Below are 25,498 nucleotides of genomic sequence, written 5' to 3' on the forward strand. Positions count from 1 at the left end.
GCACGCCGTTACGGGTGCGCCGCCCGGGGTCTGGCAGCTGGGCAACACGCAGCTGTCAATTGCAGGAAGGTTGAACGGAACATCGCAGTTGCATCCACTTAAGGAGAAAGTCATGCAAAAGCTGCCGTTTTTACTGCTGTCAATTGTCGCTACAGGGGCTGTTGCAACGTTCGGTGTGATACCGAAGGCACATGCCCAATCGCAGACTGGCGTCGCGCTTTCATGCGGCACCAACATATGTCAGGCAACGGTGACCAGCCCCGGTTCGCCCTTGCCGTTCACCTACAACTGGTCCTTCAGCGGCATCGCGCATCTGGCGGCGCCGTTCAGTTGCAACGGCAAGCTCCTGCAGCACAGCGGGAGCTGCCGGTTCCAGTGCCTGCAACCGTACTCGGACCGCATCACCATGCACGTCAGCGTGTCCGACGCGAACGGAGCCTACCTCGGCGATGCGTCGGCCAATGCCGTCTGCAACGGTAGCGTCGGCGACGGTTGATCGTTGATCGAACGCAGCTGGCTGTTTCGAATGGGTCGGCAGACATGCCGACCCATTTTCGTTGCGTGGCTGCCTAGTAGGCGAACTCGCGGAACGCCGGGTCCACGCTGCCGCCCCAGGCGCCATGGAACAGCTCCAGCTTGCGCTCGGCCGGGGTCTGGTTGGCTCCGACGATCTCGATTAGCGGTTCGAGGTAGATGCGTTCGTCGGCGCCGTTGCGGTTGAGCTTGCCGCGGCGCGCAAGGCCGTGGGCGGCGATCTTCAGCGTCTCGTTGGCGAGCTCGCGCACGCTGCCGTGGCGGAACGGCAGCTTCAGTGCCTGCTTCGGCACGCCGTCACGCAGGGCGTGGCGTTCCTCGCGGGTGAAATCCTTGACCAAGTCCCAGGCGGCATCCAGCGCCTCGTCGTCGTAGAGCAGGCCCACCCATAGCGCGGGCAGGGCGCACAGGCGGTTCCACGGGCCGCCGTCGGCGCCACGCATTTCCAGGTACTGCTTCAGGCGCACCTCGGGGAAAGCGGTGGTGAGATGGTCGGCCCAGTCCTTCATGGTGGCTTTCGCGCCGGGCAGCGCGGGCAATTCGCCAGCGAGGAAGCGTTTGAAATCCTGGCCGGCAAGGTCGATGTACTTGCCGTCCTGGTAGCTGAAGTACATCGGCACGTCGAGGATGTAGTCGACGTAGCGCTCGTAGCCGAAACCGTCCTCGAACACGAAGTCCAGCATGCCGGTGCGGTCGCGGTCGGTGTCGGTCCAGATGTGCGAGCGGTAGGACAGGTAGCCGTTCGGCTTGCCGTCGGCAAACGGCGAGTCGGCGAACAGCGCGGTGGCGATGGGCTGCAGTGCGAGGCTGGTGCGGAACTTCTTCACCATGTCCGCTTCGCTGGAAAAATCCAGGTTCACCTGCACGGTGCAGGTGCGCGTCATCATGTCCAGGCCGAGCTGGCCGACCTTGGGCATGTACTCGCGCATGATCTTGTAGCGGCCCTTGGGCATCCACGGCATCTCGTCGCGGCGCCACTTCGGCTGGAAACCCATGCCGAGGAAGCCGAGGCCCAGGCCATCGGCCACCGAACGGACTTCATCGAGGTGGCTGTTCACCTCGCAACAGGTCTGGTGGATGGTTTCCAGCGGCGCGCCGGAGAGTTCCAGCTGGCCGGCGGGCTCCAGCGTGATGTTGGCCTTGCCGCGGGTCAGCGCTACCGGCGTCTCGCCTTCGCGGGCGATATCCCAGCCATGGCGGGCGGCAATGCCTTCGAGCAGCGCGCGGATGCCGCGCTCGCCTTCGAACGGTGGCGGTTTCAGGTCGTCGGTGCGGAAGCCGAACTTCTCGTGCTCGGTGCCGATGCGCCAGGCTTCGCGCGGCTTCTCGCCGGCGGCGAGGTAGTCGACGAGCTGCTGGCGACCGGCGATCGGGGTGCTCTTGACGGCACTGGGTATGGACACGGGCGCGACCTCGCAGGGTGAGGCACCGACTATGGAGGCGTTGTGTGACCGCGAAAAGGGGTTGACGGAAAATTTTTGTACGGGGCGGTATAGGTGGCTCCCTCCGCTATGCCGCGCAAGGTCCGTCAGGGGACGGCGGCGGTAGTCGGTGCGTGGCAGGTCAGGCGCTGTACCAGCGCATCCGGCAGGTGTTGGCGGCGGGCGCTGGCTCCGCGGCGGTAGCGGGCTGCAACACGCAGAGCGCAGGCGATCAGGGCGAGACGAGCAAGCATTCCGTGTTTCCCCGCATCAGGCGCCGCAAGCACGGAGCCGGGCGCGGGCTCCGGCAAGCGGAAACGACAAGGCCGGCACATGGCCGGCCTTGTCGCTGATGCTGGCGGTGAGGCGGACCCTCAGCGCTTCATCGAATTGAAGAACTCGTCGTTGGACTTGGTGTTCTTCATCTTGTCGAGCATGAACTCCATCGCGGCCAGCTCGTCCATCGGGTGCAGCAGCTTCCGCAGGATCCAGATCTTGGCCAGCATGTCCGGCTCGATCAGCAGGTCCTCGCGGCGGGTGCCGGAGCGGTTGATGTCGATGGCGGGGTAGACGCGCTTCTCGGAGATGCGGCGGGACAGGTGCACTTCCATGTTGCCGGTGCCCTTGAACTCCTCGTAGATCACCTCGTCCATCTTGCTGCCGGTGTCGATCAGCGCGGTGGCGATGATGGTGAGGCTGCCGCCTTCCTCCACGTTGCGCGCGGCGCCGAAGAAGCGCTTCGGGCGCTGCAAGGCGTTGGCGTCCACGCCGCCGGTGAGCACCTTGCCGGAGCTGGGCACCACGGTGTTGTAGGCGCGGGCGAGGCGGGTGATCGAGTCGAGCAGGATGATCACGTCGCGCTTGTGCTCGACCAGGCGCTTGGCCCGCTCGATCACCATCTCGGCCACCTGCACGTGGCGCACGGCAGGTTCGTCGAAGGTGGAGCTGATCACCTCGGCGCGTACGGTGCGGGCGATCTCGGTCACTTCCTCCGGGCGCTCGTCCACCAGCAAGATGATCAGGTGGGCGTCGGGGTGGTTGTACTGGATCGCCTGGGCGATGTTTTGCAGCATCATCGTCTTGCCGGACTTCGGCTGCGAGACGATGAGACCGCGCTGGCCGCGGCCGATCGGCGCGACCAGGTCGAGGATGCGGCCGGTGATGTCCTCGCTCGAACCGTTGCCGCGCTCCAGCTTGAAGGCCTTGCGCGGGAACAGCGGGGTGAGGTTCTCGAACAGCATCTTGTTCTTGGACGCCTCCGGCGGATCGCCGTTGATGTCGTCCACGCGCAGCATCGCGAAATAGCGCTCGCCTTCCTTGGGATGGCGCACGCGTCCGGTGATGTAGTCGCCGGTGCGCAGGTTGAAGCGGCGGATCTGGCTGGGGCTGACGTAGATGTCGTCGGGGCCGGCCAGGTAGCTCTCGTCGGCGGAGCGCAGGAAGCCAAAGCCGTCCTGCAGGATCTCCAGCACGCCTTCGGCCCAGATGCCGCCGCCCGAGCGCGCGTGCGCCTTCAGGATCGAGAAGATCACATCCTGGCGGCGCGCACGCGCCACGCCCTCGCGGATGCCCAGCGACTCGGCGAAGGCCAGCAGCTGCGGCGCCTTCATCCGCTTGAGTTCGGTGAGGTTGATCAGGCGGTCGTCGCTGCCCGGATCGGCGTTGTCGTCATCCACCGGCAGGCCGTGCGGATTGTTGTGGCGCGGGTTGGGGTTGCCACCACCACCGCCACCACCGCTGCCTTGCTGGCGCTGCTGGTTGCGTTCGTGGCGGCGGCGCCGGCCGCGGCCTTCGCGGTCGTTGCGGTTGCCGTTGTTCTGGCCCTGTCCCTGCGGGTTCTGCGGCTGGCCGGGTTCGCGCGCTTCCGCCGCCGGGGCGCTGGACTCGCCTGCAGGTGCGGCGGGCGCTGTCGGCGCAGGGGCCTCGAAGCTTGGTGCCGGCGGGGCGGCTGGGGCGGCGCTGGTCTCGGCCGCCGTTTCGCCGGCAGCCGGCTTGGCGCCGCGGGACGACTGGCGGCGCGGTGCGCGCGGACGCGACTCGGGCGAGCTCTCGGCGCCGCCGGCGTCGTTCGGAGTGGTGCTATCGGTATCGGACACGGGCAATCCTCGCGGGGCGCCGTTGGAAAACAGGAGGGAAGGATGTGCGTCGCGCTAGACAGGCGCAGGGGGACCAAGAGGATCCCGACGGACGCGGAGGGGAATCTAGCACCCGCCGCGTGTGGCCGTAAAGCACGCGGCGGGCGATAAACCGGCGATCAGATCGCTTTTTCGATCATCTGGGCCAGCTGGCCCTTGCTGACGGCACCGATCTGGGTGGCCTCGACCTTGCCGTTCTTGAACACCATCAGGGTGGGGATGCCGCGCACGCCGTAGGTGCGGGGGGTCTTCTGGTTGTGGTCGATGTTGATCTTCACGACGCGCAGCTTGCCCTGGTACTGGCCGGCCAGCTCGTCGAGGATCGGTGCGATGGCCTTGCACGGGCCGCACCATTCGGCCCAGAAGTCCAGCAGCACGGGGGTATCGGACTTCAGCACTTCCTGCTCGAAGGCGTCGTCGCTCACATGGGTAATCAGGTCGCTCACCGGGGTCTCCGAAAGACGGGTGGAAGGAAGGTTTGACGACCACGCGGCCAGCATCGGCTACACTGGGGCGCCCATGAAGCGCGGGTCGAACCGGGAAAGAGGGGCTTTGGCCATTGCGGCCCGGGGCCTCATTGCAACGTAACTCGGGGCGCGATTCAAGCGATTCAAGGGCGGCAACGGACGGTTCCGTTGACATAGGCGAGGCGGCTTGCAGGGAGCCGCCTCGCCTATGCCAGCGGGACTGCCGGTTGCGCCGCCATCGTTTCCGGCGCCCTGTGCGGCCCCGGAGCGCCGGCAGGCGAGCCCGACCCGCCTGCTGTGCGCTGCATGCCGCCACGCGCCGCTCATCCACTCGCTCCATGCCGCCACGGGCGGTGGAGCCGGGCCGGCCCTGACGCCTGTGCCCGCACCCCACTGGCTTTTCCTTCCATGTCCCAAACCGTACTCACCGATACCTTCTTCACCAACTTCGAACTTCATCCCCTGCTGCAGCAAGGCCTGGCCGAAGCCGGCTTCACCCGCTGCACGCCGATCCAGGAGCTGACCCTGCCGGTGGCGCTGTCCGGCCGCGACGTCGCCGGCCAGGCGCAGACCGGTACCGGCAAGACCTGCGCCTTCCTGGTCGCGCTGATGAACCGCCTGCTCACCACGCCCGCCGTGGCCGAGCGCAAGGACAGCGATCCGCGCGCGCTGGTGATCGCGCCCACCCGCGAACTGGCTATCCAGATCGACAAGGATGCGCGCAACATCGGCCGCCACACCGGCCTCAAGACCGCGCTGATCTACGGCGGCGTGGATTACGACAAGCAGCGCCAGCAGCTGCACGACGGCTGCGACATCATCATCGCCACCCCCGGCCGCCTGCTCGACTACTACAAGCAGCAGGTGTTCGGCTTCAACGGCGTCGAGGTGATGGTGATCGACGAGGCGGACCGTATGTTCGACCTCGGCTTCATCAAGGACGTGCGCTTCATCTTCCGCCGCCTGCCGGCGCGCGAACAGCGTCAGGTGCTGCTGTTCTCCGCCACGCTGAGCCATCGCGTGCTGGAACTGGCCTACGAGCACATGCACGAGGCCGAGAAGCTGGTGGTGGAGAGCGACAACGTCACCGCCGACAAGGTGCGCCAGGTGGTCTACTTCCCGGCCAAGGAAGAGAAGCTGCCGTTGCTGCTCAACCTGATCGACAAGCACCAGCCCAGCCGCAGCATCATCTTCGTCAACACCAAGGCCGCCGCCGAGCGCGTCACCGAGCGGGTCAAGCGCCACGGCTGTCGCGTCGGCGCGATTTCGGGCGACGTGCCCCAGCTCAAGCGCCAGAAACTGCTGCAGCGCTTCCAGGACGGTCAGCTCGACATCCTGGTCGCCACCGACGTGGCCGCGCGCGGCCTGCACATCCCGGCGGTCAGCCACGTCTTCAACTACGACCTGCCACAGGACGCCGAGGACTACGTGCACCGCATCGGACGCACCGCGCGCCTTGGTGCCGAGGGCGACGCGGTCAGCTTCGCCTGCGACCTGTACGCGATGAGCCTGCCGGACATCGAGAGCTACATTGGCCAGGCCATCCCGGTGGCGACCATCGAGCCGGAACTGCTGGTGATGCCGAAGCCGCGCGATGTCGATCCCGAGTTCGCCGCGAATGCCGCCGCCGACAGCGCCGCGTTCGGCGACCACGTGGAGCCGCGGCACGACGACAAGAAGGGTGGGCGTTCGCGCCGCGGCGGCCGTGACGGCGAACGCGCGCCGCGCGAGCGCCGCACACACGAGTCGCGGCCGCCACGCACGCCGCGCACCGAAACGGCGGCGGCGGAAGTCGCCGCGCCTGCCGTGGCGGCACAGGATGGCCAGGCTACCGTTGTGGCCGCCGAGGGCGAGCACAAGCGCCGGCGCCGGCGCGGTGGCCGCAACCGCCGCCGCGAGGGCGGCGAGGCAACGGCGAACGCCGCACAGGGCAAGCCGCAGGCAGCGCCGGCCGAGGCTGGCCGGCCGCCGCGCGGCGAGCGTCGCGCGCCGCGCGAGCGTGCACCGGCCGAGGCCGCGGCGGTTTCCGGCCGTCCTTCGCGGCAGGTAGCGGCCACTACCGGCGAGCATCCGCATGCGAACAAGCCCAGCTTGTTCCGCCGGCTGACCCGCTTGTTCACCGGCCGCTGAGCGGGATGGCCGCCGGCGCTGAACCGGCGGCACCGACTGCTCCGAGCGATGGCGATCTTGCGTCTCGCATACCGTATCCTTGCTGCTTGATACGGCAGGCTGGCGGGGACGCGCGGTGATCCAGTTCGAGCAGGTGAGCAAGCATTACGAGGGCGGCCACGAGGCGCTCTCGCAGCTTTCCTTCACCATACCCACAGGCGAGATGGCCTTCATCACCGGCCACTCCGGCGCGGGCAAGAGCACCTTGCTCAAACTGCTCGGAGTGATCGAGCGGCCCAGCCACGGCACGATCACGATGGACGGCCAGAGCCTCGCCAAGGTGCGCGGACGCGGCATTCCCAAGCTGCGCCAGCGCATCGGCATGGTGTTCCAGGATCATCGCCTGCTGATGGACCGCACAGTGTTCGCCAACGTCGAGCTGCCCCTGGCGATCGCCGGCATCGCCCGCCAGGAACGCGGCCGGCGCGTGCGCGCGGCGTTGGAAAAAGTGGGTCTGCTTTCCTATGAGCGCCAGCTGCCGGCCACGCTCTCCACCGGCGAACAGCAGCGCGTGGGCATCGCCCGGGCGATCGTCGGACGGCCCTCGCTGCTGATCGCCGACGAGCCTACCGGCAACCTCGATCCGCAGCTGGCCGTGGAAATCATGGGCTTGTTCGCCGAGTTCCAGCAGGTGGGCACCACCGTGCTGGTCGCCAGCCACGACCTGCCGTTGATCAAGCGCATGCGCAAACGCGTGGTGGTGCTCGATCACGGTCGGCTGGTGGCCGACCTGGCTGCCGAGGAGGTGCTGTGACCATGGCCGCCGACACCGCCCGCCGCGACGCCGAGACCCCGCCGCGCAACGAACCCAGCCATACCCGCCGCGTGGCCAGCTGGCGCGAGCACCACGGCTGGAGCGCCGCGGCCAGCCTACGCCGGCTTGCCGCGCGTCCGCTCGGCAGCCTGCTCACCATCGCGGTGATGGGGCTGGCGCTGGCCTTGCCGCTGGCGTTCTATCTGCTGCTCGGCAATGTGCAGCAGCTCGGCCAGGCGCTGGGCCAGGACCAGGCGATCAACGTGTTCCTGCAGCCGGACCAGGTCGCGCCGCAGGCGCAGCTGCTGGCGAAGCAGCTGGGCGAGCGTTCCGATGTGGCCGCGGTGACAGTCAAAACGCCGCAGCAAGGCCTGGACGAGCTGGCGAAGATGCAGGGTTTCTCCGGCGCGTTGGACACACTGGACCAGAATCCCTTGCCCTATGTCCTGATGGTGCAGCCGAAGCAGGGCCTGGACGCCGCTACGGTGGAACGGCTGGTGAGCGACATGCGCGATATGCGCAGCGTGGCCCAGGTGCAGGACAGCGGTACCTGGCGGCAGCGGCTGGATGCGCTGCTCGGCGTCGGCGACCGCGTGGTGGTTGCGCTGGCGTTGATGCTGGCGCTGGCCGCGCTGCTGGTGGTGGGCAACACGGTGCGGGTGGACATCGCCAGCCGCAGCGAGGAGATCGGCGTGCTGCTGCTGGTGGGTGCCAGCGGCGCCTTCGTGCGACGGCCCTACCTGTATGCGGGCATCTGGTACGGCCTGTTCAGCGGCATCCTCGCCGCGCTGCTGGCGTTGGCGATCGAGTTCGCGCTGAGCGGACCGGTCGCACGGTTGAGCCAGGCCTATGATGGCAAGCTGCATGTCGGTGGCCTGCCGCCGTGGCTGCTGCTGGCGGTGCCGCTGGCTGCCGCGGCGCTGGGCTGGCTGGGCGCGCGGCTGGTCAGCGCCTGGCAGTTGCGCAAAGCGGCCTGAGCGGGCAAAGGGGCAAACGGGCAGGCATGAGTACAAGTATCAGCAACCGGCTGGTCAGCACGGCGCCTCGCGTGCTGGTGGTCGACGGCTCCAGGATGGTGCGGCAGCTTATCGGCCGCGTGCTGCAGACCGAACTGCCGGGCGTGGAGGTGGTCGGCTGCGGCAGCGGCGGCGAAGCGCAGCAGCTGCTGGGCGAGGGGGTGTTCGACTTCATCACGATCGCGCTGCGCCTGCCCGACATGGACGGGCTGGAACTGGCGCGCTTCGTGCGCGAATCCGCGCCGCAGACCTACGTGCCTATCGTGGTGGTCTCCGGCGACGTGGACGACCGCCTGCACCGGCGCACCCTGGGCGAGGACGTCACCGACTATTTCGACAAGGCGCTGGGTTTCCAGGCGCTGGCCGAGTTCATCCGCGGCTACGTGCGTCCGGAAGGCAGCGCCGACGGCGAGGTGCTGTACGTCGAGGACAGCCGCGTGGTGGCGCTGGCCACCCGTCGCATGCTGGAGAAATACGGCCTCACCGTGCGCCACGTGATCAGCGTGGAGGACGCGCTGGCGCTGCTGGAAACCGCCCAGGTGCGTGGCGAAGTGGGCGCCGATGTGGTGCTGACCGACGTCAGCCTGAAGGGCGAGCTCACCGGCGGCGATCTGCTCGAACGCATCCGCCGGGACTTCGGCTACGGCAAGGGCCGGCTGCCGGTGCTGGTGATGACGGGCGACGAGAACCCGGCCAACCAGGCCGCGTTGATCAAGGCCGGCGCCAACGATCTGGTGGAGAAGCCGGTCGAGGAGAAGCTGCTGGTGACCAAGCTGCTGTTCCAGCTGCGCGTGGCGCGGCACCTGAGCCAGCGTGGCGACGCCGCATGAGCGAGGTGCGGCTCGAAGCCTCGTGGAAGGCGCGCATCGGCGCCTATCTGGAACGCCCGGAAATGCAGGCGCTGGCCGATTTCCTGCGCGCGGAAAAGCATGCCGGCAAGGCGATCTATCCGCCAGGGCCGGAGATCTTCGCGGCCTTCGCGCATACCCCGTTCGACGCGGTGCGCGTGGTGATCCTGGGGCAGGACCCGTACCACGGCCCCGGCCAGGCGCACGGCTTGTGTTTCTCGGTGCGCCCCGGCGTGCCGGCGCCGCCCTCGCTGGTGAACATCTTCAAGGAGATCCAGCGTGACCTCGGCGTTGCACCGCCCGACCACGGCTGCCTCACGCCGTGGGCCGACCGTGGCGTGCTGTTGCTCAATGCCGTGCTCACCGTCGAGCGCGGGCTGGCCGCCTCGCACCAGGGCAAGGGCTGGGAGGGCTTCACCGACGCGGCCATCGATGCGCTCAACCGCGAACGCGAGGGCATCGTGTTCCTGCTCTGGGGCAGCTACGCGCAACGCAAGGGCCAGCTGATCGACACCCGCCGGCACTGCGTGCTGAAGAGCGTGCATCCCTCGCCGCTGTCCGCCCATCGCGGCTTCCTCGGCTGCGGGCATTTCTCGGGCGCCAACCGCTATCTCGAAGCGCACGGGCAGGCGCCGATCGACTGGTCGCTGCCGCCACGTGCCGCGTTGCAGGGCTGATTAGCCGACGACTTCCGCCCACATCCGCAGCAGGTTTGCATGCGAGCGGCTCACGGCGTCGAAGGCTTGGCTCTTGCCCTCGCGGCCGAAGATGTCGCGCTTGGCGCTTTCCAGATCCCACAACAGTTCGCGGCGGGCCGAGTCGCGCACCATGCTTTGCACCCAGATGATGGCGGCGTCGCGTACGCCGCGAGTCACCGGGCTGACGTGGTGCAAGGTATTGCCCGGGTAGGCGATGGCGGCACCAGCATCCAGCTTGAAGCTGTATTCCATGCCGCCGCTGGCGTGCGTCACCAGCTCGCCGCCGTCGTAACTGCGGGGGTCGGAGAGGAACACGGTGATCGCGATGTCGGTGCGCAAGGCGTTGCCTATGCCGCCCATCACCGGGGCATCGACGTGCGCGCCGTACTCCATGCCGCCGGCGTAGCGGTTGAACAGCGGTTGGGTGGTTGCCGCCGGCAGCAGTGCGGCCTGCAGCAGGCTGTTGCGATGGAAAGCGGCGCGCACGATGTCCGCCACCCGTGCGTAGCTCGCGCTGTTGGTGTCGATCTGCTGGTTCTTCTTTACGGTCCGCGCCGACCAGCCGGCCGTGACGGAGCCGTCGACGAAGGGGGCGCTCTGCAGTTCGGCCCGGATGGTTCCGAGCTCCTGGGCTGTCAATACATCAGGTACGCAGACGATCAAGTGAACTTCCCCTTCGGCATGGCATGTTCCCCGCATTGTAGTAAGCGGGCGCAGCGCCCGGCGACCGTTTCAAGCTCTGCCGAACGGCCCATGCCGGCGTCGGTACCGATGCCAGCGTCGAATCCCTAGACGGCTTCAGTCGAATCCAAGGCCATGATGTGTAGAAATTTTCCGTATCCGGCCACTACCGTACACCTGCGCTATCGACACATTCAGGGCACAAAACTGCCGTGCCGACCGCTTTAAGGGTGCTCCCTGCTGGTGCGCTTAGCGCGGCCGGCGCCCGCAGCACGCTGGGACCCGTGCACTATTTCCCCCAAGAATAAAGCCATTCCGTGGCGCGGGACGGCTAGTGCGACATAGACGGATCAGCTTCAGTGGACCCGTCGACAGTGGTCGGGATTCCGCTTGTCCGGCAGACATGGACTGCCCGCTGTGTTCGTCGATAAACAGGTGGTCGACTTGCCATATCGCTGCTCGGTTTGATGTTGGCAACTTGCCGCTCGCTCGTGTTGGCTCCGAGGTGCATGCCAATAGGAGAGTCATTTTGTTCAGCGGCATCGCCGGGTCTGAGATCGAGGAAGTCGCAGAGGTCGGCATGGGTTGGTCTGCCGTCGGAGTGGGAATCGGCGAAATGGGCGTTGCGCAGACGGCCCTATAGGCCGCTGCGGTGTGCATGCATCTAGGCATGCTTTCCTAAGACAAATGCGGAATTCCGCACAATCGTGGTCGCCGCTGCGAAATCCTGTCAGGGTGTGTTTCCGCTTGCGGCAATCAGGGGACTGGCGTGGACGTGAAGCTTTCGGCCGAGGACATGCAGACGCTGTTCGATGCGTTGCCCGACGTGGTGTTCTTCGTGAAAGATCGCACTGGCCGCTACACGCACGCCAACCTCACCTTGGTCCGCCGATTGCGGCTGAAGCGGCGCGAGGAGGTGATCGGCCGCAGCGTCGCGGAGCTGTTTCCCAGCACGCTGGGCAGTTCCTATGCTGCGCAGGATCGGCGCGTGCTGGCTGGCGAGACCATCGCCAACCAGCTTGAAGTGCATTTGCTGCCCAATCGCGCATCGGGTTGGTGTATCACCTGCAAATACCCGCAGCGCCAGCGCGGCGAAGTATGCGGCGTGCTCGGCATCTCGCGCGACCTGCGCCACCCCGATGGGCGCCACCCGACCTATCCGCGCCTTGTGCGCGCGATGGAGTACTTGCAGGAACACTACGCCAGGAGCGTGCGGGTGAGCGAGCTGGCGGCGCTGGCCGAGGTGTCGGTGGCGCAGCTGGAACGTCATTTCCGCAACGTGTTCCAGCTTACTCCGCAGCAAGCGTTGACCAAGCTGCGCATCGACGCGGGAATGCGCTTGCTGCGTGGCGCGGGCAGCGTGGCGGAGATCGGCCTGGCGTGTGGGTTCACTGACCAGAGTGCGTTCGCGCGTCAGTTCAAAGCCACGGTGGGCATGACGCCGCGTGAGTTTCGAAGCCTGCGCGACTGAGCCGGCCGGTCAAATTGAGCGATGCGTCGTCGTCTTCGGGTCGTTGCCGAGCATGGGCGTCACCCAGACACATGGCCGGCGATTGTCTTGGCCGCGCGCCGCCATCTGCGCGGAATGGCAAAAAAAGCCACCCGTGACGGGTGGCGGATGGGGAAAGCGTCGCCATGCGGCGGAAATTCCGTTTCCGCCTGCATTCGGTTTGCGCCGATGTTGATCAGTAGTCGTAGGTCACGCCCAACTGCACGTAGCGCGGGGCTTCCGTGCTGTACGGCATGAGGTAGTACGGGTAGGGCTGCGCCGGGGTGTTGCCGTTGTAGCTGGACTGCTGCTGGATGGATTTCTGCTCGTTGAACACGTTGTGCACCTGCAGCTGGAAATCCAGCTTGTGGCCGGCGAAGGCCGGACGGTAGTCCACCTGCAGGTTCAACTGGTGTGTCCACGGCGTGTTGCCGGTGGCGCCCGGAGGCGAGGGGATGCCGTTGCACCAGTGGTATGAGCCGCCGTAGCCGCCCGGATCGGTCTGGTTGGGGCCGTAGAAGCCGTAGCAGGACAGCGGCGTGCCGGAGGCGATGCGGTAGGTGCCGCCTGCGCTCCATTCCGGCGAGATCTGGTAGGAGCCGTACAGGCGCAACTGATGCCGCTGGTTGTTGGCCTGCAAGCCGTTGGCGTACGACATGATCTCGGGGAAGTCCCACTGGATGGTGGCCGATTGCGAGCTGCCGCCCTGGCCGATGGCCGACGCCACCGGACCTTCGTAGTCGCCGTAGCTGCGCGAGAAGGTGTAGTCGATCTTGCCCCACCACCTGCCGTCGAACGGATGCTCCAGGTACATGTCCAGCGCGTAGTAGCGGCGCTTGAGCTGTGGCATGTGGAAGTCCGCCCAGGGGATCTTCACTTCGCTGTAGCCGCCGCTTCCGTTCGGGATGGTCAAGGTGTTGGCGACGCCCGGATTGATCAGGATGCTGCCGAGGACGCCGTTCGGGTCGACGGTGACACCCTGTGCTGCGGCCGCCTTCTGGATGATGCCGAGATTCTCCGATTCCGAGCCGTACCAGTCGTCGATGGCGCGACCCATCCGGTTGACCGTGCCGCTCACGCCGTACACCCAGCTCTGCTCCAGCAGGTTGAACTGCTGCTGCATGCCGAGCACGAACTGGTCCACATACTCCGCCTTGAGGTTCTGCGACGACACCAGCCTGGGATCGACCGTCGTGCCGTTCTCGCCGTTGACGTAATAGACCCCGTTCGGGAAGGTGGTCGGAATGAGCTGCAACCCTTGCGGTACGCCGTTGGGGTTGATGCCCGTGTAGCTGAAGTACTGGTTCGTATACAGCGGATTGCTGGCCTCGCGCAGCGCCACGGAGGTGGGCATGGCGAGGTAGTAGCGGCCGGCGTTACCGAACACCTTCATGCTGGAATCGCCGAACACGTCCCAGCTGAAACCGAGGCGCGGTGCCCACTGCGGCTTGGTCAGGCGCAGGTAGGGCACGCCATTCGGCGTGTAGTTGGTGAACTGGTCGTTGCGCAGGCCGATGTTCAGCAGCAGGTTGGGCGTGACCTGCCAGTTGTCCTGCAGGTACTGCGCGCGCTGCACCACGGACACGGTGGCTTCGGTGGTGTACACGTTCTTGGCCACGTAGCAGCCATACGCATTACCGGCGATGGTGCATGGCGTGCCCGGTCCCACGGTGTAGCCGTTGAGCGACTGGATGTTCACGCCCGGGGTTTGCACACCGTAGGTCCAGGCGTAGCCGGGGCCGCCAAAACCATTGCCATCGTTCTTGTCGGTATCGGTGTCGTTGTCGATGCCGAACAGGATGTCGTGGTCGCCCAGTTTCCAATCGAGATCGAGGCGCAGGTTGCGTACTTCGGAGGTGTGCTTGGGGTTGTTCGGCGCACCGGTGCCGTACGGGTTGAAGAGGAACTGGCCGGGGGAGGGCAGGTAAGCCGGGTTTTCCCAGGTGACGCTGTAGGTCGACGGCAGGCTCTGGCCGATCCTCGCCGCGTCCGAAGCCACCGGCTGGTAGTAGAAATAGCTGCCGTCCATCTTGCCGTAGGTGGCGTTCAACGTCAGGTTGTCGGTGATGTACGAGGTGTACTTCAGGATCCACAGGTCGAACGTGGTTTTGTCGCGCTGGCCCAGGCTGGAGAGCGCGCCCTGGGTATGCGTCGCGTAGTCGTAGGTGTAGGTTGCCGACGGGTCGTTGGCGGCCTGGTTGCGGATGCCGGTGATCGATACGCTGTTGCTGGCGTTGATGTTCCAGTCCAGCTTGCCGTAGATCTTGGGATCGCTGTTCTTCCAGTAGTACATGTAGTTCGTGACGTTCGGCGTATAGGCGTCGACGCTGTGTCCTTGCGACTTGTTGGCCTCGTACGACAGGAACATGAACAACGTGTCCTCGATCAGCGGGCCACCGACGTAGGCGTCGTACACCGTGTTCCAGCTGCTGTTGCCGCGGCGGTATTCGTAGATCTGCCCCGGTTGCTGCCAGGCGTACACGTTGTTCGGGTTGGCCCAGTAGTAATTCTCGGTGCTGCTCTTGGCGAATGCCGGCTGCCAGATGGCCTGTGCGCCGAAGTGCCATTCGTTGGTGCCGCTTTTGCCCACCTGGCTGATTACGCCGCCGGCCGAACGGCCGTACATGGCGCCGTAGCCGCTGGTGAGAGTCTGCTGCTGGTCGATGGAGCCGTAGGGCAATGTGATGCCGCCGGTGTTGCTGAGCGGATCGGAGGTATTGAAGCCGTTGATGTAATAGGCGTTCTCGACGATGGACGAGCCGTTGAACGAGATCACCGGCTCGCCCGTGGGGCCGCCGCCCAGTTTGGCTGCACCGGACACGGTGCCCGGCGCGAGCAGGGCGATGGAGCCCGAGTTGCGCGCCACCGGCAGCTCGGTCAGCTGCTTCGCGGTGATGGTGAGGTTCTGGGTGGTGGAGCTCACGTCGATCGCGGGCAACGCACTCGCTGTCACAGTGACTGTGCTCAGCGACTTCGCATTCGCTTCGCCACGCTGCACGAAGTCTGCTTCGGACGCGCCGCCGGCCGCCGGATTGATGTGGTCGTGCGACTGCACCACGGCGCCGTTCTGGACGAGGCTGACCGTGTAATCGCCAACCGGGACGGTCACCGAATAGTGGCCGGTGCTGTCCACCGGCACGGTGCGGTTGAAGCCGGAGCCACCGGTGACCTGCACGGTTGCGCCGGAGGTGGGCGCGCTGCCGAAGATGGTGCCGGTGGTGGCTTGCGCGAACACCTGGCCGGTTACGCTGACACCGGCAACGATAGCCACGGCCAATGCCGTGCGGCGCAACGCCAAGGCGCGCGCGCACCGATCAAATTTCATGACGTTCATGAGATGTAAGGACTCCCCAGTGAAAGGCCGGTTTCTCCCGAATGCGCGAAACACGGCATCCCCATGCCGTCGTAACGTTGGTTACGGCATTCGGAAGAAACGGATTATTTGTTGCCAAGAAAGATGGGTTTTAAGTCGCTGCAGCGACTACGACCGTCTCGGTGGAGTTAATACCGAAACCTGCGAATTCCGTTTCGCATGTCAGGCACGGTATATCGCGATCAGCGCGCTTGTCGCGGCGCGATGCTGCATTGAGAATGCGGAAAATGACACAAAGGATTTAATGCGGCATTTTTACGACGAAGTCGGCATAAACATGTTTTTGAAGCTTCTGGCCTGGCCTGTCATTCCGGCGAAGACCTGGATCCGGTGTCTGTGATCGTTCGGGTGCAAAACCGCCATCGTGCATCGGCGTTCGCCGGTGCCGCGGCGACGACAGGCAGCCTCGGTCACCGCGGCGGCATTCCACAAGCCCCGGCCGAACGCTTGGTTGTACTGGCCCGGCACCGCCGAGTACGCGGCCTCCTTCCGTGAGAGGTAGCCATCGAGGCAATTGCCCCGGTCTTTTCGCCTGCGCTGAGCCGATGTCGTAGCGGGTCTGCGGCTGGATATGGGGCGGAGTGCCGCTTTGCAGGATCTGCGCATACGTACCGGCCAGCGGTGGCACGGTAAGACGGGTGTTGAGTCCTCCATCCAGTGTATGAGCTGACAACATATTGAAAATTAAAGAAATAGTAGGTTTGCGATCCCCTTGTCCGCGCCTTGATGACGGGTTCAAGGGATGGGCACCTTTTGGGGTGCGAGCTGACATCGTCTGGGCGCTTTCGGCGGCAGGATGGACAAGCGGACCTTATTTCTGTACGATTCGGTTCACTAAAAAGCCGTGAACTATCCGCGGCTTTAGCACTCCAACCACCAGAGTGCTAACCTGAAGCCCTTGCACCGGAGGTTTCACATGTCCCAAGCCTTGGCGACCACCAACCTGTCGCTGCCCAGCGTGGTCGGCAGCCTGGATGCCTACATCTCGGCCGTGCACCGTATTCCGGTGCTGAGCCAGGAGGAGGAGCAGGCGCTGTCGCGTAGTTACAACGTGGAAGAGGATCTCTCGGCCGCCAAGAAGTTGGTGATGTCGCACCTGCGTTTCGTGGTGCACGTGGCGCGTGGCTATTCCGGCTACGGTCTGCAGCTGTCCGACCTGATCCAGGAAGGCAACATCGGCCTGATGAAGGCGGTGAAGCGTTTCGACCCGGACCAGGGCGTGCGCCTGGTCAGTTTCGCGGTGCATTGGATTCGCGCCGAGATGCACGAGTTCATCCTGAAGAACTGGCGCATCGTCAAGGTCGCCACCACAAAGGCGCAGCGCAAGCTGTTCTTCAATCTGCGCAAGAGCAAGAAGCGCCTGGGATGGATGAACGCGGCCGAGGTCAGGGCGGTAGCGCAGGATCTGGGCGTGCCCGAGGCCACCGTGCGCGAAATGGAGTCCCGTCTGTCCGGGCGCGACATCGGCTTCGAGGCGCCGGCGGATGCCGACGACGACGCCAAGCCGGCACCGGAGGCCTTCCTGATCGACGAAGGCGCGGACCCGTACGACAACGTGGCCGAGGCCGACCAGTCCGACAACCAGCTGGCGACGCTGTCCACCGCCATGGAGAAGCTGGACGAGCGCTCGCGCCACATCATCCAGCGCCGCTGGCTGGACGAAGACAAGGCGACGCTGCAGGAGCTGGCCGATGAATACGGCGTTTCCGCCGAGCGCATCCGCCAGGTCGAGGCGAACGCGATGAAGAAGATGCGCGGACTGTTCGCCGCCTGATCCGGCTCCCGGCCGGCGGTGCTACGGTTGGAACGGCCTCCCCGCGGAGGCCGTTTCCGTTCCGGAAGCCGGGCGGCCATTCTGCAGCCACGCTGGAATCGCGATGCCACGCATCCTGGTCATCGAAGACGACGAAGTCACCGCGCGCGAGATCGTCGCCGAGCTGGGCGCGCACGGCATGGCGACGGACTGGGCCGCCACCGGCTGCGCCGGTCTGGAGCGGGCGCTGGCCGGTGGCTACGACCTGATCACGCTGGACCGCATGCTGCCGGGCATGAGCGGCATCGACGTCATCACCGCGTTGCGCGAGCACCGGATGGACACGCCGGTGCTGATGATCAGCGCATTGAGCGAAGTGGACGAGCGTGTGCGCGGCCTGCGCGCCGGCGGCGACGACTATCTCACCAAGCCGTTCGCGCCCGACGAGATGGCGGCGCGGGTCGAAGTGCTGTTGCGGCGGCACCGGCCACAGGCGGAAAATCGGCTGCGCGTGGCCGACCTGGAACTCGATCTGGTGCGGCACGTCGCGCTGCGCGGCGGCCAGCCGCTGTCGTTGCTGCCCACGGAATACCGGCTGCTGGAGTTCCTCATGCGCAATTCCGGCCAGGTGCTCAGCCGCACGATGATCTTCGAGCACGTCTGGGGCTTCCATTTCGATCCGGGCACCAATGTGATCGACGTGCACATCGGTCGCCTGCGCCGCAAGATCGACGTCGCGGGGCTGCCCGCGCTGATCCATACCGTGCGCGGCTCGGGGTATCGCCTTGCGCCCGCTGATTGACGTCTGGCGTTCGGCCACCTCGCGCCTGATCCTGATCTACGGCGTGCTGTTCGTGGTGTGGTGCGTGGTCCTGCTGGGCGCGATCCAGTGGGAAAGCTCGCGCTATCTCACCCATGTGCTCGACCAGATCGTGCTGCAACGCATGCAGTACCTGGTGCGAACGGATGCCGCGCATCTGCCGAGGGCCGTGGATGCGTCGGGCACGCTCGACCCGCACGGCATCCTGTCGGCAGGTTTGTTCGATGCGCAGGGGCGGCCGCTGGCGGGCAACATCGCCAGCCTGCCGCAAGGGCTGGTCGCCGACGGCCAATTGCACCTGCTGCCCAAAGGCGTGCTGCGCGTGGATCGCATGCACAGTGATGTCAGCGCACGCGCGATGGCGCAGCGCCTCGCCAATGGCGAACTGCTGGTGCTGGCCAAGGACACCAGCACGATCAACGGACTGGGCGCGATCATCCGCCGTACGTTGCTCTGGGGGCTGTCGCTGACGGTGATCCCCGGCCTGCTCGGCGGCCTGTTGCTCAGCCGTGGCCCGGCGCGGCGCATCCGCGAGATCCAGCTGGCCACCGAGCCGATCCAGCGCGGTGATCTCACCCGGCGCTTACCGGTAAGCCGTCGCGGCGACGAGCTGGATGTGCTGGCGGGCATCGTCAACACCATGCTGGGCGAGATCGAGCGCCTGATGGGCGAGGTGAAGGGGGTGTGCGACAACATCGCGCACGATCTGCGCACGCCGCTGACGCGCCTGCGCGCGCGGCTCTATCGCACCCAGCAGCAACTGGACGGGCGACCCGAGGCGGCGTTGGTGGAAAGCTGTGTGGCCGACATCGACGCCGTGCTGACGCGCTTCCGCGCTCTTCTGCGGGTGTCCGAACTGGAGGACAGGCACCGCAGCGCCTGCTTCAGCGAGGTCGACCTCGAACGCGTGCTGCACCAGGTGCACGACTTCTATGCGCCGCTGGCGGAGGACCGTGGTTTGCACTTCCTGCTGGAACTGGCCCCGTTGGCGCCATTGCGCGGCGACGCGCATCTCTTGTTCGAAGCCTTCGCCAACCTGGTCGGCAACGCCATCAAGTTCACGCCGGCCGGTGGTCGCGTACTGCTGCGTGCGCGGATGGAACATGGCGGGCCGCGCGTGGACGTGGTGGACGGTGGGCCCGGCATCCCGGCCGAGGAACGCGACGTGGTGACCCGACGTTTCTACCGGGGAGACAACAGTCGCAGCACACCGGGTTCGGGCCTGGGCCTGAGCATCGTCAGCGCCATCGTGCGCCTGCACGGCTACCGGCTGGAGATCGGCGACGACGATGGCGGCGGTGCATGCATCAGCATGCATTGCGTGGCGGCAGCCACCGTCGAGGCCGCCTAGCGGATATCTCTTTGGCGGGAGAAGAGGGCGGCCGGCTAGATGAAATTATCTTCATCCGTCCGGGCGCTCCGCATTGCGGCCCGCGTGAGAAAATTTGCGCGACGCACCATCCGCCCTCGGGAATCCCCACCCCATGATAGGCCTAGTCCGGATCGCGCTTTCGCGGCCGTATACCTTTGTCGTCTTCTCGCTGCTCATCTTGATCACCGGTGCGCTGGCCGCTCTGCGCATGCCGGTGGATATCTTCCCGAGCATCAACATTCCGGTGATCGCGGTGGCCTGGCAGTACACCGGCCTGCCGCCCGACCAGATGGCCGGACGTATCGATACGCCGTTTGAGCGCGCGCTCACCACCACGGTGGACAACATCGAGCACATCGAGGCGAACTCGTACAACACCTTCGGCATCATCAAGATCTTCTTCCACCCGTCGGCCAACATCGCCATCGCCAACGCGCAGGTCACCGCGATCGCGCAGACCTTGCTCAAGCAGATGCCGCCGGGCACCACGCCGCCGCTGATCATCAACTACAGCGCCTCGACCGTGCCCATCATCCAGCTGGCGCTGTCTGGCAAGGGCCTCAGCGAGCAGAACCTGACCGATCTCGGCATCAACCAGGTACGTACCCGGCTGGTGACGGTGGAGGGCGCGGGCATTCCGTATCCGTTCGGCGGCAAGACGCCGCAGGTGATGTTCGACCTCGATCCTGCCGCGCTGCAGGCGCGCGGCCTCACCGGCAACGACGTCGCCAATGCGCTGGCCGCGCAGAACCTGCTGACGCCCGTGGGTACGCAGAAGGTCGGCGACACCGAGTACGTGGTCAACCTGAACAACGCGCCGTCGGGGCTGGAAGACCTCGCCAACCTGCCGATCAAATCGGTGAACGGCGCGATGGTCTACATGCGCGATGTGGCCAACGTGCATTTCGGCAGCGCGGTGCAGACCAACATGGTGCACGTGGACGGCAGCCGCTCGATCCTGCTCAGCGTGTTCAAGAGTGGCACCACTTCCACCCTGGACATCATCAGCGGCATCAAGAAGATGCTGGCGGAGATCCGGCCGTCGCTGCCCGACGCATTGCAGGTCAAGCCGGTGGGCGACCAGTCGGTGTTCGTCAGCGCGGCGGTGAGCGGCGTGATCCGCGAAGGCGTGATCGCGGCGGCGCTGACCAGTCTGATGATCTTGTTGTTCCTCGGCAGCTGGCGCTCGACCGTGATCATCGCCGTGTCGATCCCTCTGGCGGTACTGGGTTCGGTCGCCATGCTGTCGGCGTTGGGCGAGACGCTCAACATCATGACCCTGGGCGGTTTGGCGCTGGCGGTGGGCATCCTGGTCGACGACGCCACGGTGACCATCGAGAACATCAACTGGCACCTGGAACACGGCAAGAACGTGGAAGCCGCGATCATGGACGGTGCGGCGCAGATCGTGACGCCGGCCTTCGTCTCGCTGCTGTGCATCTGCATCGTGTTCGTGCCGATGTTCTTCCTGCAAGGCGTGGCGCGCTACCTGTTCGTGCCGATGGCCGAGTCGGTGATGTTCGCGATGATCTGCTCGTTCTTCCTGTCGCGCACGCTGGTGCCGACGATGGCGAAGTACCTGCTCAAACCGCATGCGTCGCATACCGACGAGCACGGCACCAACGCGGAGCTGCCACCGTCGCGCAATCCGCTGGTGCGCTTCCAGCGCCGCTTCGAGGCGGGGTTTGAGAGGATCCGTCGCGGCTACCACGGCCTGCTCGAACTGGCGCTGCAACATCGGCGCGTATTCACGATGGGCTTCCTGGCCTTCGTGGTGCTGTCGTTCGCGCTAGCGCCGTTCCTGGGCCGCAACTTCTTCCCGTCGGTGGATGCCGGCCAGATGCTGCTCCACGTACGTGTGCGCGTCGGCACGCGGCTGGAGGACACCGCCGCGAAGTTCGGCCGCATCGAGCAGGCCATCCGCCAGGTCATCCCGGCGAAGGACCTGGATACGATGGCCGACAATATCGGCGCGCCGTTCCTGTCGTCGATCAACACCATCTACAACAACACCGGCACGATCGGCGAGCAGGACGGCGACATCCAGATCGCGCTGCGCGAAGGTCATGCGCCGACGGACGATTACGTGAAGCGCCTGCGCGAGGAACTGCCGAAGCGCTTCCCCGGCGTGACCTTCTCGTTCCTGCCCGCCGACATCGTCAGCCAGATCCTCAACTTCGGCACGCCGGCCCCGATCGAGCTGCAGGTGCGTGGCCGCGATCTGCCGGCCGACTTCGCCTACGCCAACACGTTGCTGGCGCAGGTTCGCCGCGTCACCGGCGTGGCCGACGCGCGCATCCAGCAGTCGCAGTCGCTGCCCACGGTGAACGTGGACCTCGACCGCACGCGCGCACAATACGTCGGCGCCACCCCGCGCGATGTCACCAACAGCATGGTGGTGAACCTGGCCGGCAGCAGCCAGGTGGCGCCGACCTTCTGGCTCAACCCGAAGAACGGCATCACTTATCCCATCGTGATGCAGACGCCGCAGTACCGCATGGACACTTCCGCCGCGCTGGCCGACATGCCGGTCAACGCCGCAGGCAGTCCGACCACGGTGCTCGGCGGTATCGCCGACATCAAGTACGACCGCGCCAACGCGGTGGTGTCCGAGTACAACATCCAGCCGATGGTGCAGATCTTCGCCAGCACGCAAGGGCGTGACCTCGGCGCGGTGGCCGCCGACATCCAGAAGATCATCCATGCCAACGCCAAGGACGCGCCCAAGGGGGCTACCGTGGCCTTGCTCGGCCAGGTCGAGACCATGAACGGCGCGTACGAGGGCCTGCTGTTCGGCCTGCTCGGCGCGATCGCGCTGATCTACTTCCTGATCGTAGTGAACTTCCAGTCCTGGGCCGATCCATTCGTGATCATCACCGCGTTGCCCGCCGCGCTGGCCGGCATCGTGTGGATGCTGTTCGCCAGCCACACCACGCTATCGGTGCCGGCGCTCACCGGGGCGATCATGTGCATGGGTGTGGCCACCGCCAACTCGATCCTGGTGGTGAGCTTCTGCCGTGAGCGGCTGGACGAACACGGCGACGCGGCGCGGGCCGCGCTGGAGGCCGGTTTCGTGCGATTCCGCCCGGTTTGCATGACGGCGCTGGCGATGGTGATCGGCATGTTGCCGATGGCGCTTGCGTTGGGCGAGGGCGGCGAGCAGAACGCGCCGCTCGGCCGCGCGGTGATCGGTGGCCTGGTGTTCGCCACGGTGTCCACCCTGTTCTTCGTCCCTGTCGTGTTCAGCATCATCCATCGGCGCTATGGCGAGAAGCATGCGCCGCAAGGCCATCCCGGAGAGATCCATGTCCCAGCTTGATCCTCACACCCAGCCGCAAGCCGCGCCACGCGGCCTGCGCACGGCTGGCATCGCCGCTGCCGTGGTGGCGGCGATCATCGTCGTCTATGGCCTGGCCAGCCGCGTCCACGGTACCGAGCAGATGCACGACTGGACGCAGCAGCAGGCACTGCCGGTGGTCACGGTGGCGCAGCCGGAGGCGGCCTCGGGCCAGTCCGCCCTGCAATTGCCGGGTCGCCTGCAGGCCTTCGTGAGCGCACCGATCTATGCGCGCGTTTCCGGCTACCTCAAGAGCTGGAACACCGACATCGGCGCGCACGTGAAGAAGGGCGACCTGCTAGGCACCATCGAAACACCGGACGTCGACCAGCAGCTCGCGCAGGCACAGGCCAGCCTCGGCGTGGCGCAGGCCAACGCCAAGCTGGCGCAGATCAGCGCCAAACGCTGGCAGGCGATGGCCGGTACCGACGCGGTCGCACAGCAGGACATCGACCAGCGCACCAGCGCGCTGAACGCGGCCGAGGCGCAGGTGAAGGCCGCGCAGGCGCAGGTCGACCAGCTTCAGGTCGAGAAAGGTTTCGCCAGGCTTCTTGCGCCGTTCGACGGCACCGTCACCGCGCGCGACACCGACGTCGGTGCGCTGATCAACGTCGGCAGCGGCGCCGGTCCGGAATTGTTCGTGGTGTCCGATACCAGCAAGCTGCGCCTGTACGTCAACGTGCCGCAGAACTACGTGCCGCAGGTACCCAAGGGCACGCGCGCCGTGTTGCGCGTGCCGGAGCATCCGGGCAAGCCGTACACGGCTACCGTGCTCGACTCGGCGGGATCGGTCAACGCTTCCAGCGGCACCACGCTGATGCAGTTGCTGGTGGACAACAGCAAGGGCGAACTGATGCCCGGCGGCTTCGCCAGCGTGGATCTGGATCTGGGAACGGCCCACGTCGACTTGAGCGTGCCGTCCAGCGCGCTGGTCTTCAACGGTAAAGGCATGCAGGTGGCCACGCTCGGCGCCGGCGACAAAGTCACGTTCAAGCCGGTGACCGTGTTGCGCGACGACGGCAAGCAAGCCGTGATCGGCGCCGGCCTCGACGCCGGCGACAAAGTGATCGACAGCCCGCCCGATGGCATCGGCACCGGCGATCACGTCCGCGTGGCCGAGCAGCAGAAGGCGGACGACTCACATGCGAAGGGCTGACCGCCTCCTGCTCGCGTTGCCGATGGTCGCGGCGCTGGCCGGTTGCAACCTGGCGCCGACCTACAAGGTGCCAGCCACCCCGGTCGCCGCGCAGTACAAGGACACCGGCCCGTGGGTGCTGGCACAGCCGGCGGATCAATTGCCGCGGGCGGACTGGTGGTCGCTGTATGGCGACCCGCAGCTCGACCAGTTGCAGCAACGCCTGCTCGCCCACAATGCCGACCTCGCTGCCGCGCTGGCGCATTACCAGCAGGCGCAGGCCTTGTTCCACGAAGCGCGCTCCGGCTATTTCCCGCAGATCGGAGCCAGCGCCGGCGCGGTGCGCCAGCGCCAGTCCGACACCGCGCCGCTGCGCGGTCCCACGGCGCCAGCGGATTACGACACTTACACCGCAGGCGCGCAGCTCAGCTACGAAGTGGATTTGTGGGGGCAGGTGCGCGACACCGTCGCCGCCGGCAGGGACGAGGCGCAGGCCACGGCGGCCGACCTCGCCTCCGTGCAACTCAGCCTGCAGGCGCAGCTTGCCGACAATTACCTCGCGCTGCGCGGCCTCGACCAGCAGTTGCAGTTGCTGCAGCAAAGCGTCGATGCCTACCAGAAGGCGTTGCAGCTTACGCAGACCTTGCATGGCGGCGGCATCGTTTCCGGCCTCGACGTGGCGCGCGCACAGACGCAGTTGTCCACGGTGAAGTCGCAATGGGCGCAGACCGCGGCACAACGTGCGGAGATGCAGGACGCCATCGCGGTATTGGTGGGCGAATCCGCCTCGCAGTTCGACCTGCCGGCGCAAACGGCGGCCATTCCGCTGCCGAAGATTCCGCTGGCCGTGCCATCGACCTTGTTGCAGCGCCGTCCCGATATCGCCGCCGCCGAGCGTCGTACCGCCGAGGCCAATGCCGACATTGGCGTGGCGCGCTCGGCCTACTTCCCCTCGCTGACGCTGAACGCGCAAGGCGGTTTCCTCAGCAAGCGCTACGCCGACCTGCTCACCGCGCCCAATCAGGTCTGGGCACTCGGCCCCTCGCTGTTGTTCGACCTTTTCGACGGCGGCAGGCGCAAGGCACAGGTCGCAGCCGCCAAGGCTGCGGCGGACGAGGCCGGGGCGAAATACCGTGGCGTGGTGCTGGGCGCGTTCCAGCAAGTCGAGGACAACCTCGCCCTGCTCGACCGCCTCGGCTCCGCCGCGGTCGACCAGCAGGCTGCCGCGGTCGCCGCGCAGCGCGCACTGGACCTGGCGATGAAGCAGTACAAGGCGGGCGCGGCGAGTTATCTCGATGTGGTGCAGGCACAGACCGCGGCATTGCAGGCGCAGAGCGGCGTGCTGAGCCTGGGTACGCAGCAGTTGCGCGCCAGCGTGCAGCTCATCCGCGCGCTGGGTGGCGGCTGGTCGCGCGGGCAGCTGGCGCAGAAGTCCGCGCACGACGGCAGCACGATCGGCGGCGGCTGAAATTCCCGGCCTTGCAACAGGCCGGGCG

Annotated in this window: 19 protein-coding genes; 13 read left to right on the forward strand and 6 right to left on the reverse strand. The window is 66.3% G+C overall.

All coding sequences use genetic code 11. The features are described 5' to 3' along the window. The first annotated feature begins 112 nt into the window (after positions 1–112). Positions 113–496 (forward strand): hypothetical protein, encoded by a 384-nt coding sequence (locus ISP14_RS05775; protein ID WP_404537031.1) that lies wholly within the window; start codon positions 113–115, stop codon positions 494–496. A 73-nt stretch (positions 497–569) separates the two neighbouring features. Here ISP14_RS05775 and ISP14_RS05780 read toward each other — a convergent pair whose 3' ends face one another. The 4 genes from ISP14_RS05780 to trxA all read right to left on the reverse strand — a co-directional run bounded on the left by ISP14_RS05780 (position 570) and on the right by trxA (position 4,536). Then, positions 570–1,937: a glutamate--cysteine ligase gene (locus tag ISP14_RS05780; RefSeq protein WP_404537033.1), complete on the reverse strand. Its 1,368-nt coding sequence runs from the start codon at positions 1,935–1,937 to the stop codon at positions 570–572. Between the two features lie 125 nt (positions 1,938–2,062). Next, positions 2,063–2,209 carry a hypothetical protein gene (locus ISP14_RS05785; RefSeq protein ID WP_404537035.1) on the reverse strand — a complete coding sequence of 49 codons (147 nt, stop codon included), beginning with the start codon at positions 2,207–2,209 and terminating at the stop codon, positions 2,063–2,065. 120 nt (positions 2,210–2,329) lie between these two features. Continuing rightward, positions 2,330–4,051: a transcription termination factor Rho gene (rho, locus tag ISP14_RS05790; protein ID WP_404537037.1), complete on the reverse strand. Its 1,722-nt coding sequence runs from the start codon at positions 4,049–4,051 to the stop codon at positions 2,330–2,332. Between the two features lie 158 nt (positions 4,052–4,209). After that, entirely contained in the window at positions 4,210–4,536 is a 327-nt protein-coding gene (trxA, locus tag ISP14_RS05795; protein ID WP_449757833.1) for a thioredoxin TrxA, read from the reverse strand. Positions 4,537–4,965: 429 nt separating this feature from the next. Here trxA and ISP14_RS05800 point away from each other — a divergent pair, with 429 nt between their 5' ends. The 5 genes from ISP14_RS05800 to ung all read left to right on the forward strand — a co-directional run bounded on the left by ISP14_RS05800 (position 4,966) and on the right by ung (position 10,021). Then, complete coding sequence (locus ISP14_RS05800) at positions 4,966–6,687, forward strand: DEAD/DEAH box helicase (protein ID WP_404537040.1); 1,722 nt, start codon at positions 4,966–4,968, stop codon at positions 6,685–6,687. Positions 6,688–6,802: 115 nt separating this feature from the next. Further along, the gene (ftsE, locus tag ISP14_RS05805) at positions 6,803–7,480 is read left to right on the forward strand and encodes a cell division ATP-binding protein FtsE (protein ID WP_404537143.1); all 678 of its coding nucleotides are present in this window, start codon (positions 6,803–6,805) and stop codon (positions 7,478–7,480) included. Between the two features lie 2 nt (positions 7,481–7,482). Further along, positions 7,483–8,457: a permease-like cell division protein FtsX gene (gene ftsX, locus ISP14_RS05810; protein WP_404537042.1), complete on the forward strand. Its 975-nt coding sequence runs from the start codon at positions 7,483–7,485 to the stop codon at positions 8,455–8,457. Positions 8,458–8,483: 26 nt separating this feature from the next. After that, a complete protein-coding gene (locus ISP14_RS05815) occupies positions 8,484–9,326 on the forward strand; it encodes a response regulator (RefSeq protein ID WP_404537044.1) in 843 nt (280 codons plus the stop codon). Continuing rightward, on the forward strand, positions 9,323–10,021 hold the full coding sequence (gene ung, locus ISP14_RS05820; RefSeq protein WP_404537046.1) for a uracil-DNA glycosylase: 699 nt from the start codon (positions 9,323–9,325) through the stop codon (positions 10,019–10,021). The genes ISP14_RS05815 and ung overlap by 4 nt, the downstream gene beginning before the upstream one ends. Here the strand turns inward: ung and ISP14_RS05825 are convergent, their stop codons facing one another. Next, positions 10,022–10,705, reverse strand: coding sequence for a Fe2+-dependent dioxygenase (locus ISP14_RS05825; RefSeq protein WP_404537048.1), 684 nt, complete (start codon positions 10,703–10,705; stop codon positions 10,022–10,024). It lies immediately after the preceding gene. 814 nt (positions 10,706–11,519) lie between these two features. On the opposite strand from ISP14_RS05825, the gene ISP14_RS05830 reads away from it, so the two are divergent. Beyond that, positions 11,520–12,194, forward strand: coding sequence for an AraC family transcriptional regulator (locus ISP14_RS05830; RefSeq protein WP_404537145.1), 675 nt, complete (start codon positions 11,520–11,522; stop codon positions 12,192–12,194). Positions 12,195–12,408: 214 nt separating this feature from the next. On the opposite strand, the gene ISP14_RS05835 is transcribed toward ISP14_RS05830, so the two are convergent. Beyond that, positions 12,409–15,483, reverse strand: coding sequence for a TonB-dependent receptor (locus ISP14_RS05835; protein ID WP_404537049.1), 3,075 nt, complete (start codon positions 15,481–15,483; stop codon positions 12,409–12,411). Between the two features lie 1,018 nt (positions 15,484–16,501). Here ISP14_RS05835 and rpoH point away from each other — a divergent pair. From rpoH to ISP14_RS05865, 6 genes are all read left to right on the forward strand, one after another. Continuing rightward, positions 16,502–17,359, forward strand: coding sequence for an RNA polymerase sigma factor RpoH (gene rpoH / locus ISP14_RS05840; protein ID WP_404537050.1), 858 nt, complete (start codon positions 16,502–16,504; stop codon positions 17,357–17,359). A 103-nt stretch (positions 17,360–17,462) separates the two neighbouring features. Continuing rightward, positions 17,463–18,140: a response regulator transcription factor gene (locus tag ISP14_RS05845; protein ID WP_404537052.1), complete on the forward strand. Its 678-nt coding sequence runs from the start codon at positions 17,463–17,465 to the stop codon at positions 18,138–18,140. Continuing rightward, positions 18,124–19,509 (forward strand): sensor histidine kinase, encoded by a 1,386-nt coding sequence (locus tag ISP14_RS05850; protein WP_404537054.1) that lies wholly within the window; start codon positions 18,124–18,126, stop codon positions 19,507–19,509. The genes ISP14_RS05845 and ISP14_RS05850 overlap by 17 nt, the downstream gene beginning before the upstream one ends. A gap of 133 nt (positions 19,510–19,642) precedes the next feature. Further along, complete coding sequence (locus tag ISP14_RS05855) at positions 19,643–22,849, forward strand: efflux RND transporter permease subunit (RefSeq protein ID WP_404537056.1); 3,207 nt, start codon at positions 19,643–19,645, stop codon at positions 22,847–22,849. Then, positions 22,836–24,023 carry an efflux RND transporter periplasmic adaptor subunit gene (locus ISP14_RS05860; protein ID WP_404537058.1) on the forward strand — a complete coding sequence of 396 codons (1,188 nt, stop codon included), beginning with the start codon at positions 22,836–22,838 and terminating at the stop codon, positions 24,021–24,023. Before ISP14_RS05855 ends, ISP14_RS05860 begins: the two co-directional genes overlap by 14 nt. Continuing rightward, positions 24,010–25,470 (forward strand): efflux transporter outer membrane subunit, encoded by a 1,461-nt coding sequence (locus ISP14_RS05865; protein ID WP_404537060.1) that lies wholly within the window; start codon positions 24,010–24,012, stop codon positions 25,468–25,470. Before ISP14_RS05860 ends, ISP14_RS05865 begins: the two co-directional genes overlap by 14 nt. Positions 25,471–25,498 lie beyond the last annotated feature (28 nt).

It is taken from the genome of Dyella agri (genome assembly GCF_044904705.1).
In the GTDB taxonomy this organism is placed as follows: domain Bacteria; phylum Pseudomonadota; class Gammaproteobacteria; order Xanthomonadales; family Rhodanobacteraceae; genus Rhodanobacter_A; species Rhodanobacter_A agri.